A 15,693-nucleotide genomic window follows, 5' to 3' on the forward strand; every position below is an offset into this window, starting at 1 on the left:
CGACCTGGTCGACCACTGACAATTTAAAAGCCTGCGTGTAATCGCGCTGGCTGCGCCTTTTCCCCGAATCCATTGCTCCCTCCTGAAATAAGGTCAGAAGGTGTAAACCTTATTCAGGACGGGTCACAGGCATAAAAAAAGCCCCGCTATCTCAGCGGGGCTTTTTCAACGCAGGTTCTGCTTAGATCTGAACAGCGGCGATCTTGGCGTTCGCAGCCACTTCGCGGAACTCGGCGATCTGGTCGAAGCTCAGGTAGCGGTAAACGTCGGCAGCCATGCTGTCGATGTTCTTCGCGTACTCCATGTACTCCTCGACGGTCGGCAGCTTGCCGAGGATCGAAGCGACCGCGGCCAGTTCAGCCGAGGCCAGGTACACGTTGGTCGCGTCGCCCAGGCGGTTCGGGAAGTTACGGGTCGAAGTGGACACCACGGTCGAGCCGGTCTGAACGCGAGCCTGGTTACCCATGCACAGCGAGCAGCCTGGCATTTCCATACGTGCGCCAGCTTTGCCGTAGATGCCGTAGTAGCCTTCTTCGGTCAGCTGGTGAGCGTCCATCTTGGTTGGTGGAGCCAGCCACAGACGGGTAGGGATGCCACCCTTGACCTTCTCCAGCAACTTGCCGGCAGCGCGGAAGTGACCGATGTTGGTCATGCACGAACCGATGAACACTTCGTCGATCTTCTCGCCCTGAACGCTCGACAGCAGGCGAGCGTCGTCCGGGTCGTTCGGCGCGCAGAGCACAGGCTCTTTGACGTCGGCCAGGTCGATTTCGATGATTTCGGCGTATTCGGCGTCAGCATCGGCAGCCAGCAGCTCAGGGTTGGCCAGCCAGGCTTCCATGGCTTGCGCGCGGCGCTCCAGGGTGCGTGGGTCGCCGTAGCCTTCGCCGATCATCCAGCGCAGCAGGGTGATGTTGGAGGTCAGGTACTCGGCGATGGCTTTTTCCGGCAGCTTGATGGTGCAACCAGCAGCGGAACGCTCGGCCGAGGCGTCGGACAGCTCGAAGGCTTGTTCGACGGTCAGCTCGTTGAGACCTTCGATTTCCAGGATGCGGCCGGAGAAGGCGTTGATCTTGCCCTTCTTCTCGACGGTCAGCAGGCCTTGCTTGATGCCGTAGTAAGGGATGGCATGAACCAGGTCACGCAGGGTGATACCAGGTTGCAGCTTGCCCTTGAAGCGAACCAGGATCGATTCCGGCATGTCCAGCGGCATGACGCCGGTGGCAGCGGCGAAGGCGACCAGGCCAGAACCGGCCGGGAACGAGATGCCGATCGGGAAGCGGGTGTGCGAGTCGCCGCCGGTGCCGACGGTGTCAGGCATCAGCATGCGGTTCAGCCAGCTGTGGATGATGCCGTCGCCAGGACGCAGGGACACGCCGCCACGGGTGCGGATGAAGTCCGGCAGGGTGTGGTGGGTGGTGACGTCGATCGGCTTCGGATAGGCCGCGGTGTGGCAGAACGACTGCATGACCAGGTCAGCGGAGAAGCCCAGGCACGCCAGGTCTTTCAGCTCGTCGCGGGTCATCGGGCCAGTGGTGTCCTGGGAGCCGACGGTGGTCATCTTCGGTTCGCAGTAGGTGCCCGGACGAACGCCGGTCACGCCGCAAGCCTTGCCGACCATTTTCTGCGCCAGGGTGTAGCCTTTGCCGGTGTCGACAGGCTGCTCTGGCTTCTTGAACAGGTCGGAAGCGCCCAGGCCCAGTTCGGTACGGGCTTTCTCGGTCAGGCCGCGGCCGACGATCAGCGGGATACGGCCGCCAGCGCGGACTTCGTCCAGCAGCACTTCGGTTTTCAGTTCGAAGTTGGTGACCAGCTCGTCGCTACCGTGACGGCGTACTTCACCTTTGAACGGGTAGACGTCGATGACGTCGCCCATGGCCAGGTTGGTGCAGTCGAATTCGATCGGCAGGGCGCCGGCGTCTTCCATGGTGTTGTAGAAGATCGGAGCGATCTTGGTACCGAAGCAGAAACCACCGGCGCGCTTGTTCGGCACGTACGGGATGTCGTCGCCGAAGAACCACAGCACGGAGTTGGTTGCGGATTTGCGCGAGGAACCGGTACCGACCACGTCACCGACGTAGGCGACCGGGAAGCCCTTGGCCTTGACCGCTTCGATCTGCTTCAGCGGACCGACCGAACCTGGTTGCTCTGGCTCGATGCCGTCACGGGCCATTTTCAGCATGGCCAGGGCGTGCAGCGGGATATCAGGGCGCGACCAGGCGTCTGGAGCAGGCGACAGGTCGTCGGTGTTGGTTTCGCCAGGCACCTTGAACACGGTCAGGGTGTATTTCTCGGCGATGGCAGGACGGGTGGTGAACCACTCGCCGGCAGCCCAGGAGTCCAGTACAGCCTGGGCGTGCGCGTTGCCGGCCTTGGCTTTTTCGGCCACGTCGTGGAAGGCATCGAACATCAGCAGGGTGTGCTTGAGCTGTTCGGCCGCGACGGCGCCCAGCTCGGCGTCATCCAGCAGCTCGACCAGGGTGGCGATGTTGTAGCCGCCCTGCATGGTGCCCAGCAGCTCGGTGGCGCGCTTGCGGTCGATCAGCGGGGATTTGGCGTCGCCTTTGACGATGGCGGAGAGGAAAGCGGCCTTGACGTAGGCGGCTTCGTCGACTCCCGGTGGAACGCGGTCGGTGATCAGTTCAACGAGGAAGGCTTCTTCGCCGGCCGGCGGGTTTTTCAGCAGCTCGACCAGGCCTGCAGTTTGTTCGGCGTTGAGCGGCTGGGGAACGATACCCAGGGCTGCACGCTCTTCGATATGTTTGCGGTAGGCTTCAAGCACAGTTATTACCCTCATCAGTGGTCCCAAATGGGTGTCCGGGACGCTCATCCAGAAAATCCGCACTCATGCGCAAATACGGCTTTTTGAGCCGCGTAGCCAGAGTTGCAGGAAATCCTTACAGAAGCTGCTTTCAAAGTTTTACGCCTGCAGAACGGGGAGCTGATGAGGGCTGGCACGGGACATTCACGGGTGAATTTCCCATGCCAACGCCGTTCTACCGGATAACTGTGCTCGTGACGCTTTGAAAACAGCTTCTAACGGACATTTGGCGCCTTAAAAGGCCGGGTGATTCTACGGTAAATTCAAAATAAAGGTAAGGCGACGACGAAGACTTTAGCGAGTGACCCTCGTTAGACAAAGGGCTAACATGGCCATCTGTTTCGTTGCCATGCTGTCGATCTGCCCATGTCCAATCAGTCCATCAAGACGCCTTGCGTCGGCCTCTGCTCCACGGTTTACGGGGATCTGGTGTGCCGCGGCTGCAAGCGATTCCACCATGAAGTGATCCACTGGAACGGCTACAGCGAGGATGAAAAACGCGCGGTGTGGTTGCGCCTGGAACAGCTTCTGGTCCAGGTGATGACCGCCAAGCTGGAGGTTTTCGACGCCGAACGGCTGCGCCTGCAACTGGAGCAGCGCAAGATTCGCTACGTACCGCATCAGTCGGAATATTGCTGGGCCTACCAGTTGATCGCCCGTGGTGCGCGGGTGATCCGCGAGCTGGAAGCCTACGGGTTGGTGCTGTTGCCGGAGTTTCGCGATTGGGAATTGCCGGAACTGCGGGATGCCATCGATACCGAGTTCTTCCTGCTTTCCGAAGCCCATTACCAGCGGTATATCGCGCCCGGGTTCCTCAAGGACGCCTTGGGCTGATTCGTCAGGGCCTCATCGCGTGTCAGCGATGAGGCCCTGAAGGTTTCTTCAGAAATCAGCCTTGGGCCAGTTCATTCAGTTGCGCCGCCACTTCGGCTGTCTTCAGTACCAGCACATCGCATTCCAGCGAGTCCAGCACCACTTCCGACGTATTACCGATCAGCGCGCCAGTGATCCCGGTGCGGGCCACAGTGCCGATTACCGTCACCACGGCGTCGAGTTTGCTGGCGGTGTACGGAATCAGCACATCCGCAGGGCCTTCGGCGACATGCAGGCGCTCATCGCTGATATCGAACTCCGCCTGGAACGCGGCGCAGGCTTCGCGGTAGCGCTGTTCGATGGTTTCCTTGAGCTGATAGACCGGGTCCGCCGCTGAAAGCATGGGCGACGGATGGGCGCTGATCACGTGCAGATTGCCCTTGGCCAGGTCGGCGATGGCGTAGCCGTGGTCGACGATATCGCCGTGCAGCACACGGTGGTCCTGGTCGTTGTTGCCCACGTCGACGGCGGCGAGGATCACGCCGCCGGTCCAGGGGCGCTCGGTCTTGACCATCAGTACCGCTGCCGGACACAGGCGCAGCAGTTTCCAGTCGGAAGGGGTGAGCAGGGCCTTTCTCAGCGGGTTGTCCGGGCGGTGTTCCTTGATCACCAGCTCGCAGCCTTCGGCTTGCTGCACATCGATGATCGATTCGTGAAGGGTGTCGTGCCACGCCTGCTCGAAGGTGACGTTGTCGTAGCCATCGTCGTGCAACTGGCTGGAAAGCAGGCTGAGCAGGGCGCTGTGGTCGTGTTTTTTGTCGCACATCAACAGGTGCAGGCGTGCGCCGGTCGCTTTGCCGATGAGTTTGGCCCGGGTCAAGGCCCGGCTGTGGGCGTGCTCGGGATCGAGTACCACCAGGATGCTGCGGACGGCTTGCATGAACGAGAACTCCCTTGGGAAATGGCGACCAATGCCTGACTATAGTCGGCGCTCGATGCGGCGCGGCTTGATACATATCAAAGCATAGTCACTGGTGATAGCCGCCCGCGCCGGTATAATCGCCGGCCCTGCCGCCTCATGCCTGTTGTGAATCATGGAACTCATCCCCGAAATCGAAGCCTTCCTCGGCTGCCGCACGCCAGATGCCTGGGTGCAAGCGGCGCTGGCCGATCAGGAAACAATGCTGATCGACCACAAGAATTGCGAGTTCAAGGCCGCCAGTACGGCGCTGAGCCTGATCGCCAAGTACAACACCCACATCGACCTGATCCACATGATGTCGCGCCTCGCCCGCGAGGAGCTGGTGCACCACGAACAGGTGTTGCGTCTGATGAAGCGGCGCAAGGTGCCGCTGCGTCCGATCAATGCCGGCCGTTATGCCTCGAGCCTGCGCCGGTTGGTGCGTTCCCACGAGCCGGTCAAGCTGGTCGACACCCTGGTGGTCGGTGCCTTTATCGAAGCTCGCAGTTGCGAGCGGTTCGCCACACTGGTGCCGCATCTCGACGAAGAACTCGGCAAGTTCTATCACGGCCTGCTGAAAAGCGAGGCGCGGCATTATCAGGGCTACCTGAAGCTGGCCTACCAATACGGCGACGCGGCAGATATCGAACGCACCATCGTCAAAGTCCGTGAAGCCGAGGCCGAACTGGTCGTTTCGCCGGACGAGGAATTCCGCTTCCACAGCGGCGTTCCAGCCTGAGTCCCCACGGCGCGCGGGTTCTCTGCGCGCCGATGTTTCCCTGCCTGAATCCCGACTGATCCACTCGGCCTTTCGTCGTCAAAATAGGAAGCAAGCTAATAAATGCCTGGACAATTAATGTCTGGGCAGTAATATCTGCTTACATCACTGCCTAAGCAGGTTTCTCCCTTCATGTCCCATTTCACTCCGGAAAACTTCCAGACCTGCACCATCGGCCTGCTCCTCGGGCGTGCTGCGCTGGTCAAGGACCGCATTCTCGACAGCCATCTGCAGGACTACGGCGTCACCGCCGCGCAGTTCAAGGTGCTGATCATCGTCGCCCAGTACGGCGTCGATACCCCCGCCGAGCTGTGCCGTTACCTCGGCCTGGACAGCGGTTCCATGACCCGCATGCTCGACCGCCTCGAACAGAAAGATCTGATCGCCCGCAGTCGCTGCCCCGAGGACCGCCGGCAAGTGCGCGTCGAATTGACCGAAGAAGGACAGAAGCTCGCCGACCGCCTGCCGCATATCGGCGCCGAGGCGATGAACGAGCTGGTCGGCGTGCTGGCGCCTGACGAATTGGCCACGCTCACCGCGATTCTCACCAAGGTCCTGCTCAACGCCGGCGATTCGCTGACGGCGCTGCGGGTGAGTGACAAATGAACACAACCACCTTGCGCAGCAGCCTGAGCCTGCTGGTTATCGCCCTGACCCTGGCCGGTTGCGCCAGCTACCGCGGCCTCGCGCCGGAAGGCGAGCGCCTGGCGGCCAGCGATCTCAAGGCCGAACAGACCCTCAAGGGCGTCACCCTGTCGCCGGCCGCCTGGCCGAAAAGTGACTGGTGGCGCAGCCTCGGTGATCCGCAACTGGACGGCCTGATTGGCGAAGCCCTGCGCGACAGCCCGGACATGCAGATCGCCAGCGCCCGCGCCCATCAAGCCAGCGCCGCAGCCTATGCCGCCGATGCCGATCGCATGCCGAGCCTGGACGCCAACGCCAGTGTCAGCCGCTCGCGGCTGGCGCGGGATCAGGATCCGGCCGGGCAGGGCGGTCGCTATTCGACGCTGCGCAGCCTGAGCCTCGACTTCAATTACACCTTCGACCTCTGGGGCGGCCAGCGTGCCGCCTGGGAAGCCGCGTTGGGCCAGGCCCGCGCCGCCGAGGTCGATCGCCAGGCCGCGAGTCTGACCCTCGCCGCCGACGTGGCCCGGGCCTACAGCCAGTTGGGCCAGGCCTATATCGTCTACGACCTGACCCAGGATGATCTCAAGCGCACCCGGCAGATGCTCGACCTGGGCCAGCGCCGTCTGTCCGCCGGGATCGACAGCGAGTACCAGCTCCAGCAGACCGAAAGCCTGGCCGCCAGCTCCGAAGAGCAGGCGATCAATGCCCAGAAACAACTGCGCAGCGCGCAGATCGCCCTCGCGGTATTGCTCGGCAAAGGGCCGGACCGCGCCCAGCAGATTGCCCGGCCCGCAGTGCTCAAACCGGGCGCGGTAGCGTTGCCATCGGTGCTGCCCGCCGAGTTGCTCGGCCGGCGTCCTGACCTGGTGGCGGCACGCTGGCGAGTCGAGGCGGCGAGCAAGTCGATCGATGCGAGCAAGACCCGCTTCTACCCCAACCTCAATCTGAGCGTTGCGGCGGGTACCCAGGCGTTGCTGGGCGATGCGATCTTCGGTGCGCCGAGCCGCTTCTTCAATATTGCCCCGACCATCTCGTTGCCGATCTTCGATGGTGGCCGCCTGCGCGCCGACCTCGATGCCCGCGACGCCGACTACGACCTGGCCGTTGCCCAGTACAACAAGAGCCTGGTCAACGCCCTCGGCGAAGTCAGCGACAACATCGACCAGTTGCACGCCCTCGGCGAGCAGGTGGCGACCAAACAGCGTGCCACCGACATCGCCCAGCAGTCCTACGACACCGTCATGCAGCGCTACGGCTCCGGCATCGGCAATTTCCTCGATGTGCTGAGCATCGAGCAGCAACTGCTGCAGGCCCAGCGCCAACTGGCCGAGCTCAATGCCGAGCGCATCGACCGTTCGATCCTGCTGATGCAGGCGCTCGGCGGTGGTTTCCAGCCTGATGCGGCATCCCAACAACAGCAGGCCGCGGCAGCATCGCCGGCCTCCCGTCACCCTTAACCGTCAAGGTATTCGTCAATGGCTACCCCAACTTCGGACACTGCCGTCAACGAGCAGGACGTTAACAATCAGCGCAAGCGCAAGACCTGGCTGCTCGGGCTGCTGCTCGTGGTGCTCGCCATCGGCGCCGGCACCTGGGCCTGGCATGAGTTGTACGGGCGCTGGACTGAAAGCACCGACGACGCCTACGTCAACGGCAACGTGGTCGAGATCACGCCGCTGATCAGCGGCACCGTGGTCAGCATCGGCGCCGACGACGGCGACCTGGTGCACGCCGGCCAGGAACTGATCCGCTTCGACCCGAGCGACGCCGAGGTCGGCCTGCAGGCCGCCGAGGCCAAGCTGGCCCGGGCGGTACGTCAGGTGCGCGGGCTGTACAGCAACGTCGACGGCATGAAGGCCCAGGTCGCGGCGCGTCAGGCCGAGCTGCAAAAGGCCCAGGAAAACTACAACCGGCGCAAGACCCTTGCCGCTGGCGGGGCGATTTCCCAGGAAGAACTGTCCCACGCCCGTGACGACCTGTCGTCGGCGCAGAGCGCGCTGAGCAATGCCAAACAGCAACTGAACACCACCACCGCGCTGGTGGATGACACCGTGGTGTCGTCTCACCCCGAGGTTCAGGCAGCCGCCGCCGACTTGCGTCAGGCGTACCTGAGCAATGCCCGCACCACCCTGGTGGCGCCGGTCACCGGTTATGTCGCCAAGCGCACCGTGCAATTGGGCCAGCGCCTGGAGCCGGGCACCGCGACCATGGCGGTGATCCCGCTGGATCAGTTGTGGATCGACGCCAACTTCAAGGAAACCCAACTGCGCAACATGCGCATCGGCCAGCCGGTGGATATCAGCACCGACCTGTACGGCAGCGACGTCAAATACAGCGGCACCATCGACAGCCTCGGCGCCGGCACCGGCAGCGCGTTCGCCCTGCTGCCCGCGCAGAACGCCACCGGCAACTGGATCAAGATCGTCCAGCGCGTCCCGGTGCGGGTGCACATCAATGCCGAGCAACTGAACCAGCATCCGCTGCGCATCGGTCTGTCGACCACGGTCGATGTCGATCTGCACGACCAGAGCGGTCCGGTGCTGGCCCAACAGGCGCCGCAGAAGGCGACCTTCGCCACCCAGGTATATGACCGTCAACTGGCCGAGGCCGACACCCTGATCGCCCGGTTGATCCACGACAACAGCGCCAGCGACAAGACTGCCCAGCGATGAGCAACCAGGCTTCGTTCACCCCGCCGAGCCTGCTGCTGACCACCATCGGCCTGTCGCTCGCGACCTTCATGCAGGTGCTCGACACCACGATCGCCAACGTGGCGTTGCCGACTATTTCCGGCAACCTCGGCGTCAGTTCGGAGCAGGGCACCTGGGTCATCACCTCGTTTGCAGTGAGCAACGCCATCGCCCTGCCGTTGACCGGCTGGCTAAGCCGGCGCTTCGGCGAGGTCAAGTTGTTCATCTGGGCGACCCTGTTGTTCGTGCTGGCGTCGTTCCTCTGCGGGATCTCGCAGTCGATGCCGGAACTGGTGGGGTTCCGCATTCTCCAGGGCGTGGTCGCCGGGCCGTTGTACCCGATGACCCAGACCCTGCTGATTGCCGTCTATCCCCCGGCGAAGCGCGGGATGGCCCTGGCGCTATTGGCGATGGTCACGGTGGTGGCGCCGATCGCGGGGCCGATTCTCGGTGGCTGGATCACCGACAGCTATAGCTGGCCGTGGATCTTCTTCATCAATATCCCCATCGGCCTGTTCGCCGCTGCCGTGGTTCGCCAGCAGATGCGCACGCGGCCTGTGCAGACCAGCCGCCAGCCGATGGACTATATCGGCCTGCTGAGCCTGATCATCGGGGTCGGCGCCTTGCAGATCGTGCTGGACAAGGGCAATGACCTGGACTGGTTCGAGTCGAACTTCATTGTCATTGGCAGCCTGATTTCCGTGGTGTTCATCGCGGTGTTCATCATCTGGGAACTGACCGACAAGCACCCGGTGGTGAACCTGCGTCTGTTTGCCCACCGCAACTTCCGCATCGGCACCATCGTCCTGGTGCTCGGCTATGCCGGCTTCTTCGGTATCAACCTGATCCTGCCGCAATGGCTGCAGACGCAGATGGGTTACACCGCTACCTGGGCCGGGCTGGCGGTGGCGCCGATTGGCCTGCTGCCGGTGCTGCTGTCGCCTTTCGTCGGCAAGTACGCGCACCGCTTCGACCTGCGCCTACTGGCCGGGCTGGCGTTCCTGGCGATTGGCGCGAGTTGCTTCATGCGGGCGGGGTTCACCCATGAAGTGGACTTCCAGCACGTGGCCATGGTGCAGTTGTTCATGGGGATTGGCGTGGCGCTGTTCTTCATGCCGACCCTGAGCATCCTGCTCTCGGACCTGCCGCCACAGCAGATCGCCGATGGCTCGGGTCTGGCGACTTTCCTGCGGACCTTGGGCGGCAGTTTTGCCGCGTCGCTGACCACCTGGATCTGGATCCGCCGCGCCGATCAGCACCATGCTTATCTAAGCGAAAGCATCAGCACCTATGAACCGGCGACTCGCGAGGCGCTGAACCAGATGGGCGGGGCAGGGGGCGCGTCATACCGGCAACTGGAGCAGATGCTCAGCAGCCAGGCGTACATGATGTCGACCGTGGATTACTTCACGCTGATGGGCTGGGTGTTCGCGGGGTTGATCTTGCTGGTGTGGCTGGCGAAGCCGCCGTTTGCGGCGAAGGCGGGGCCTGCTGCGGGCGGGCATTGAAAGAAGGCGGTAACCCCCGGACGCCTAATCCATGCGCCCGGGGGTTGTGCAATCAACCCAGCAGCAGTGGGGTGATCGAGATGATGCTTGGGTTGCCGCCGGCCGGTGCATAGACTTCCACGGCTACACGGCTGGTGCCTTCGTAGCCTGGGATGGACTGGTTGGCCACGTACTGGTACTTGATGCCGTTGACCACTTGGGAACGGACTTCCAGTGCCTTGTAGGTTGCGCCGATCAACTGCGAGGTGACTTTGTCGAAGATGGCCTGTTCGTTGGAATCCAGAGCGTGCAGTGGAGTCCAGCCACCAACAATTTGTGCTTGAGCGGTCATGCGGTTTATCTCCCTATAAATTCCTACTCGTCTGGCTTTTCGGATATCGCCCCGTTTATTCGATGGTTTCCGGCATCCATGTTCGCGGTGTTTGGCTGTGATCCAGTTCACATAATGGCTCTACGATATCACTGGCAAAGATGGCGTCTGTCGGTCATTGGCTCCGCGAAATGTAAGCGATTGCCCACGACAGATACGTATTTGAAGCTGCGTGCGCAAAGTAGTGCGGGAGGCTTTCGGAGGGTTCGGGCAGGGGGGGGAGGCTTCGCGGACGGTGCCGCGAAGCGGGTGTTCAGGCGAACGCGAACGGAGCCAGTTGAAAGCCCTGTTCATCTACTTGCAGGGCCCAGCCTTGGCGGTCCCAGTCACCCAGGACGATGCGCCGGCCGGCACTGCCATCATCAAGGGTGAGCTTGTGGATCGCCGGCCGATGGGTATGGCCGTGGACCAGGGTGCGCACGCCATGCTGCTGCATGATTCGCGGCACTTCCTCGGTGGTCACGTCGATGATGTCGGTGGCTTTCATGCGGGTCTGCGTCTTGCTTTCGCTGCGCAGCTTGCGCGCCAGCTTGCGCCGGGTGCTCAGCGGCAGATGACGCAGAATCCACAGGCTCAGCGGGTTGCGCAGGGTGCGGCGCAGCTTCATATAGGCTTCGTCGCGGGTGCACAGGCTGTCGCCGTGCATCAGCAGCACCGGCTCGCCGCCCATTTCGACCACGCTGGGGTCGCGCAGCAGAGTGACGCCCGCGGCCTTGCAGAAGGCCTTGCCGATCAGGAAGTCGCGGTTGCCGTGCATCAGGAACACCTGGGTGCCGCTGTCGCTCAGCGTACGCAGGGCCTCGCAGATTGAAGTCTGGAACGGCGTCATGCCGTCGTCGCCGATCCAGGCCTCGAAAAAGTCGCCCAGGATGTACAACGCTTGTGCATCGCGGGCGCGGGTTGCCAGCAGATCAAGAAACGCCCGGGTAATGTCCGGGCGTTCTTCTTGCAGATGCAGATCGGAGATCAGCAGTATCACTCAATGATCTCGGCTTTCTCGATGATCACGTCTTCTTTCGGCACGTCCTGGTGGCCGGACTTGGAGCCGGTAGCCACGCCTTCGATGGCGTCGACGATTTCCTGGCCTTCGGTCACTTCACCGAATACCGCGTAGCCCCAGCCTTGCACGTTCTTGCCGCTGTGGTTGAGGAAGTCGTTGTTGGAAGCGTTGATGAAGAACTGCGCAGACGCCGAATGCGGCTCCATGGTGCGGGCCATGGCGATGCTGTACTTGGTGTTCTTCAGGCCGTTATCCGCTTCGTTCTGGATGGTGGCGCGGGTTTTCTTCTGGGTCATGCCAGGCTCGAAGCCGCCGCCCTGGATCATGAAGCCCTTGATGACACGGTGGAACACGGTGTTGTCGAAGTGGCCTTCTTTAACGTACTGGACGAAGTTTTCCACGGTTTTCGGGGCTTTTTCGGCATCCAGCTGCAGGATGATGTCGCCGTGGTTGGTGCTCAGTTTGACTTTTGCCATGCTGAAATTCGCTCTCTCAAGGCATGTGGGAAGGAGGGGTGTAAAACTGCGTATTTGACCCTGACGCCCGCTCTGGCGTCGGCGATACGTTCATTGTGCTGATTTTTTTGCGGTGCCTGCCCATATTAGCGCCGGTTTGTCGGCGCGGTGCTGTCGGCAGCGCGACCGCTTCGGCTATGATAAGCGCTTTGTTTCACGCGGCCTACCCGGGCCGAAGACCAGAATTCCAAGGATCCTATGAGCAAGCCCACTGCTGACACCGCTCCCAATGCCGCCAAAGGCGCGCCCGCCGTTCCCGTCAATTTCCTGCGCCCGATCGTGCAGGCCGATCTGGAATCGGGCAAGCACAGCAGCATCGTTACCCGTTTCCCGCCTGAGCCCAATGGTTATCTGCACATCGGCCATGCCAAGTCGATCTGCGTGAACTTCGGCCTGGCCAAGGAATTCGGCGGTGCCTGCCACCTGCGTTTCGATGACACCAACCCGGCCAAAGAGGACCAGGAGTACATCGACGCCATCCAGGAAGACGTCAAGTGGCTGGGCTTCGAATGGACCGGTCCGGTGCGCTACGCCTCGCAGTACTTCGATCAACTGCACGACTGGGCCGTGGATCTGATCAAGTCGGGCAACGCCTATGTCTGCGACCTGACTCCTGAGCAAGCCAAGGAATACCGCGGCAACCTGACCGAGCCTGGCAAGAACAGCCCGTTCCGCGAGCGCAGCTTCGAGGAAAACCTGGACCTGTTCGCCCGCATGAAAGCCGGCGAGTTCAAGGACGGCGAGCGCGTGCTGCGGGCAAAGATCGACATGGCCTCGCCGAACATGAACCTGCGCGACCCGATCCTCTACCGTATCCGTCATGCCCACCACCACCAGACCGGTGACACGTGGTGCATCTACCCGAACTACGACTTCACCCATGGCCAGTCCGATGCCATCGAAGGCATCACGCACTCCATCTGCACCCTGGAGTTCGAAGGCCATCGTCCGCTCTACGAGTGGTTCCTGGACAACCTGCCGGTGCCGGCCAAACCGCGCCAGTACGAGTTCAGCCGCCTGAACCTGAACTACACCATCACCAGCAAGCGCAAGCTCAAGCAACTGGTCGACGAGAAGCACGTCGAAGGCTGGGATGACCCGCGCATGTCGACCCTGTCCGGTTTCCGCCGCCGCGGCTACACCCCGGCGTCGATCCGCAACTTCTGCGAAATGATCGGCACCAACCGTTCCGACGGCGTGGTCGACATGTCGATGCTGGAATTCAGCATCCGTGACGACCTCGACCGCACTGCGCCGCGCGCCATGTGCGTGCTGCGTCCGCTGAAAGTGACCATCACCAACTACCCGGAAGGCCAGGTCGAGAACCTCGAACTGCCACGCCATCCGAAGGAAGACATGGGCGTGCGCGCCCTGCCGTTCGCCCGCGAGCTGTACATCGACCGCGACGACTTCATGGAAGAGCCGCCGAAGGGCTACAAGCGCCTGGAACCCGCCGGTGAAGTGCGCCTGCGCGGCAGCTACGTGATCCGTGCCGACGAGGCGATCAAGGATGCCGACGGCAACATCGTCGAACTGCTCTGCTCCTATGACCCCGACACCCTGGGCAAGAACCCCGAGGGCCGCAAGGTCAAGGGCGTGATCCACTGGGTTCCGGCCGCTGCCAGCGTCGAGTGCGAAGTGCGTCTGTACGACCGCCTGTTCCGCGCGGCGAACCCGGAGAAAGCGGAAGAGGGCGGCACCTTCCTCGACAACATCAACCCAGACTCGCTGCAGGTGCTCAGTGGTTGTCGTGCCGAGCCCTCGCTGGGCAATGCCCAGCCTGAAGACCGCTTCCAGTTCGAGCGCGAAGGTTACTTCTGCGCCGACCTGAAAGACTCCCGTCCAGGCCGTCCGGTATTCAACCGCACCGTGTCCCTGCGTGACTCCTGGGGCAGCTGAGGAATTTTCGTGCTTAACATCTACAACACCCTGAGCAAGACCAAGGAAGTTTTCAAACCGCTGGACGGCAACAAGGTGCGGATGTACGTCTGCGGCATGACCGTGTACGACTTCTGCCACCTGGGCCACGGCCGCAGCATGGTCGCCTTCGACCTGGCCACTCGCTGGCTGCGTTACAGCGGCTACGACCTGACCTACGTGCGCAACATCACCGACATCGATGACAAGATCATCAACCGTGCCAACGAGAACGGCGAGTCGTTCGACGCCCTGACCGCGCGCATGATCGATGCGATGCACGAAGACGAGCGCCGCCTGAACATCCTGCCGCCAGACCTGGAACCGCGTGCCACCGACCATATCCCCGGCATGCACGCGATGATCCAGACCCTGATCGACAAGGGCTACGCTTACGCGCCGGGCAACGGCGACGTGTACTACCGCGTTGGCAAGTTCGTCGGCTACGGCAAGCTGTCGCGCAAGAAGATCGAAGACCTGCGCATCGGCGCGCGGATCGAAGTCGACGAGGCCAAGCAGGATCCGCTGGACTTCGTGCTGTGGAAGGGCGTCAAGCCGGGCGAGCCGAGCTGGGAGTCACCATGGGGCGCGGGCCGTCCGGGCTGGCACATCGAATGCTCGGTGATGTCCACCTGCTGCCTGGGCGAGAGCTTCGACATCCACGGTGGCGGCAGCGACCTGGAGTTCCCGCACCACGAGAACGAAATCGCCCAGAGCGAGGCCGCGACCGGCAAGCAGTACGCCAATTCGTGGATGCACTGCGGGATGATCCGCATCAACGGCGAGAAGATGTCCAAGTCGTTGAACAACTTCTTCACCATCCGCGACGTGCTGGAAAAGTATCACCCGGAAGTGGTGCGCTACCTGCTGGTGTCGAGCCACTACCGCAGCGCGATCAACTACTCCGAAGACAGCCTGCGCGACTCGAAAGGTGCGCTGGAGCGCTTCTATCACGCCCTGCGCGGCTTGCCGATCGTGGCGCCGCAAGGCGGCGACGAGTACGTCGAGCGCTTCGCTGCGGCGATGAACGACGACTTCGGTACGCCGGAAGCCTGCGCCGTGTTGTTCGATCTGGTGCGCGAGATCAACCGTCTGCGCGAGAGCGAGCCACAGACCGCTGCGGGCCTGGCCGGACGCCTGCGTGAGCTGGGTGGTTTGCTGGGTGTGCTGCAACTGGATGCCGATGACTTCCTGCGTGCCGGTGCCGAAGGCAAGGTAGATGCGGCAGAAGTCGAAGCCCTGATCCAGGCGCGCCTGCAGGCGCGGGCCGACAAGAACTGGGGCGAATCCGACCGGATTCGTGATCAGTTGGCGGCCATGGGTGTGGTGCTGGAAGACAAGAAGGGCGAGACCACCTGGCGTCTGGCTGACTGATTGTTTGAGGCAGTGATGGCCTCATCGCCGGCAAGCCAGCTCCCACAGGTTCTGCATGCACAGGACCTTGTGGGAGCTGGCTTGCCGGCGATGAGCATGGGTATCTACACATCTCGCAGGTAAGCACAGGACGTCAGGCCACCGCGAACTGTGGGAGCGGATTCATCCGCGAAGGGCCGCAAAGCGGCCCCAAAACCATCCCGCACGAGGTGGCTGTCTATGTTCGGTATTTCTTTCGACCTCAGGACGCCTGAATGCGAGATCCAGACCAGCCAGAAACAAGGTGCTGGATGGATTTAGGGCCGCTTTGCGGCCCTTC

13 protein-coding genes are annotated in these 15,693 nt (G+C 62.4%); 8 read left to right on the forward strand and 5 right to left on the reverse strand.

Annotated elements, in window-relative coordinates; all coding sequences use genetic code 11:
• Positions 1–181: 181 nt before the first annotated feature.
• A complete protein-coding gene (acnB, locus tag HWV67_RS00005) occupies positions 182–2,782 on the reverse strand; it encodes a bifunctional aconitate hydratase 2/2-methylisocitrate dehydratase (RefSeq protein WP_175650933.1) in 2,601 nt (866 codons plus the stop codon).
• 405 nt (positions 2,783–3,187) lie between these two features.
• On the opposite strand from acnB, the gene HWV67_RS00010 reads away from it, so the two are divergent.
• Positions 3,188–3,655: a DUF1289 domain-containing protein gene (locus HWV67_RS00010; RefSeq protein WP_175649394.1), complete on the forward strand. Its 468-nt coding sequence runs from the start codon at positions 3,188–3,190 to the stop codon at positions 3,653–3,655.
• A 55-nt stretch (positions 3,656–3,710) separates the two neighbouring features.
• Here the strand turns inward: HWV67_RS00010 and HWV67_RS00015 are convergent, their stop codons facing one another.
• Positions 3,711–4,574, reverse strand: coding sequence for a universal stress protein (locus HWV67_RS00015; RefSeq protein ID WP_175649395.1), 864 nt, complete (start codon positions 4,572–4,574; stop codon positions 3,711–3,713).
• Between the two features lie 154 nt (positions 4,575–4,728).
• Between HWV67_RS00015 and HWV67_RS00020 the strand changes: the two genes are divergently transcribed.
• From HWV67_RS00020 to HWV67_RS00040, 5 genes are all read left to right on the forward strand, one after another.
• A complete protein-coding gene (locus tag HWV67_RS00020) occupies positions 4,729–5,334 on the forward strand; it encodes a tRNA-(ms[2]io[6]A)-hydroxylase (protein ID WP_110972097.1) in 606 nt (201 codons plus the stop codon).
• A gap of 171 nt (positions 5,335–5,505) precedes the next feature.
• Positions 5,506–5,979, forward strand: coding sequence for a MarR family winged helix-turn-helix transcriptional regulator (locus HWV67_RS00025; RefSeq protein ID WP_110972098.1), 474 nt, complete (start codon positions 5,506–5,508; stop codon positions 5,977–5,979).
• A complete protein-coding gene (locus tag HWV67_RS00030; protein WP_175649396.1) occupies positions 5,976–7,457 on the forward strand; it encodes an efflux transporter outer membrane subunit in 1,482 nt (493 codons plus the stop codon). Before HWV67_RS00025 ends, HWV67_RS00030 begins: the two co-directional genes overlap by 4 nt.
• A gap of 18 nt (positions 7,458–7,475) precedes the next feature.
• Entirely contained in the window at positions 7,476–8,672 is a 1,197-nt protein-coding gene (locus tag HWV67_RS00035; protein WP_175649397.1) for an HlyD family secretion protein, read from the forward strand.
• Positions 8,669–10,198 carry a DHA2 family efflux MFS transporter permease subunit gene (locus HWV67_RS00040; RefSeq protein WP_175649398.1) on the forward strand — a complete coding sequence of 510 codons (1,530 nt, stop codon included), beginning with the start codon at positions 8,669–8,671 and terminating at the stop codon, positions 10,196–10,198. The genes HWV67_RS00035 and HWV67_RS00040 overlap by 4 nt, the downstream gene beginning before the upstream one ends.
• A 52-nt stretch (positions 10,199–10,250) precedes the next feature.
• Here HWV67_RS00040 and HWV67_RS00045 read toward each other — a convergent pair whose 3' ends face one another.
• The 3 genes from HWV67_RS00045 to HWV67_RS00055 form a co-directional block, all read right to left on the reverse strand.
• Complete coding sequence (locus HWV67_RS00045; RefSeq protein ID WP_110972102.1) at positions 10,251–10,529, reverse strand: hypothetical protein; 279 nt, start codon at positions 10,527–10,529, stop codon at positions 10,251–10,253.
• 292 nt (positions 10,530–10,821) lie between these two features.
• Positions 10,822–11,547 carry a UDP-2,3-diacylglucosamine diphosphatase gene (locus HWV67_RS00050; protein ID WP_175649399.1) on the reverse strand — a complete coding sequence of 242 codons (726 nt, stop codon included), beginning with the start codon at positions 11,545–11,547 and terminating at the stop codon, positions 10,822–10,824.
• A complete protein-coding gene (locus tag HWV67_RS00055) occupies positions 11,544–12,044 on the reverse strand; it encodes a peptidylprolyl isomerase (protein ID WP_175649400.1) in 501 nt (166 codons plus the stop codon). Before HWV67_RS00055 ends, HWV67_RS00050 begins: the two co-directional genes overlap by 4 nt.
• Before the next feature lie 237 nt (positions 12,045–12,281).
• Between HWV67_RS00055 and HWV67_RS00060 the strand changes: the two genes are divergently transcribed.
• Both HWV67_RS00060 and cysS read left to right on the forward strand, forming a co-directional pair.
• A complete protein-coding gene (locus HWV67_RS00060) occupies positions 12,282–13,982 on the forward strand; it encodes a glutamine--tRNA ligase/YqeY domain fusion protein (protein ID WP_175649401.1) in 1,701 nt (566 codons plus the stop codon).
• Positions 13,983–13,991: 9 nt separating this feature from the next.
• Entirely contained in the window at positions 13,992–15,374 is a 1,383-nt protein-coding gene (cysS, locus tag HWV67_RS00065) for a cysteine--tRNA ligase (RefSeq protein ID WP_175649402.1), read from the forward strand.
• Positions 15,375–15,693 lie beyond the last annotated feature (319 nt).

The organism is Pseudomonas sp. Marseille-P9899 (genome assembly GCF_903166565.1).
Taxonomy (GTDB): Bacteria; Pseudomonadota; Gammaproteobacteria; order Pseudomonadales; family Pseudomonadaceae; genus Aquipseudomonas; species Aquipseudomonas huaxiensis.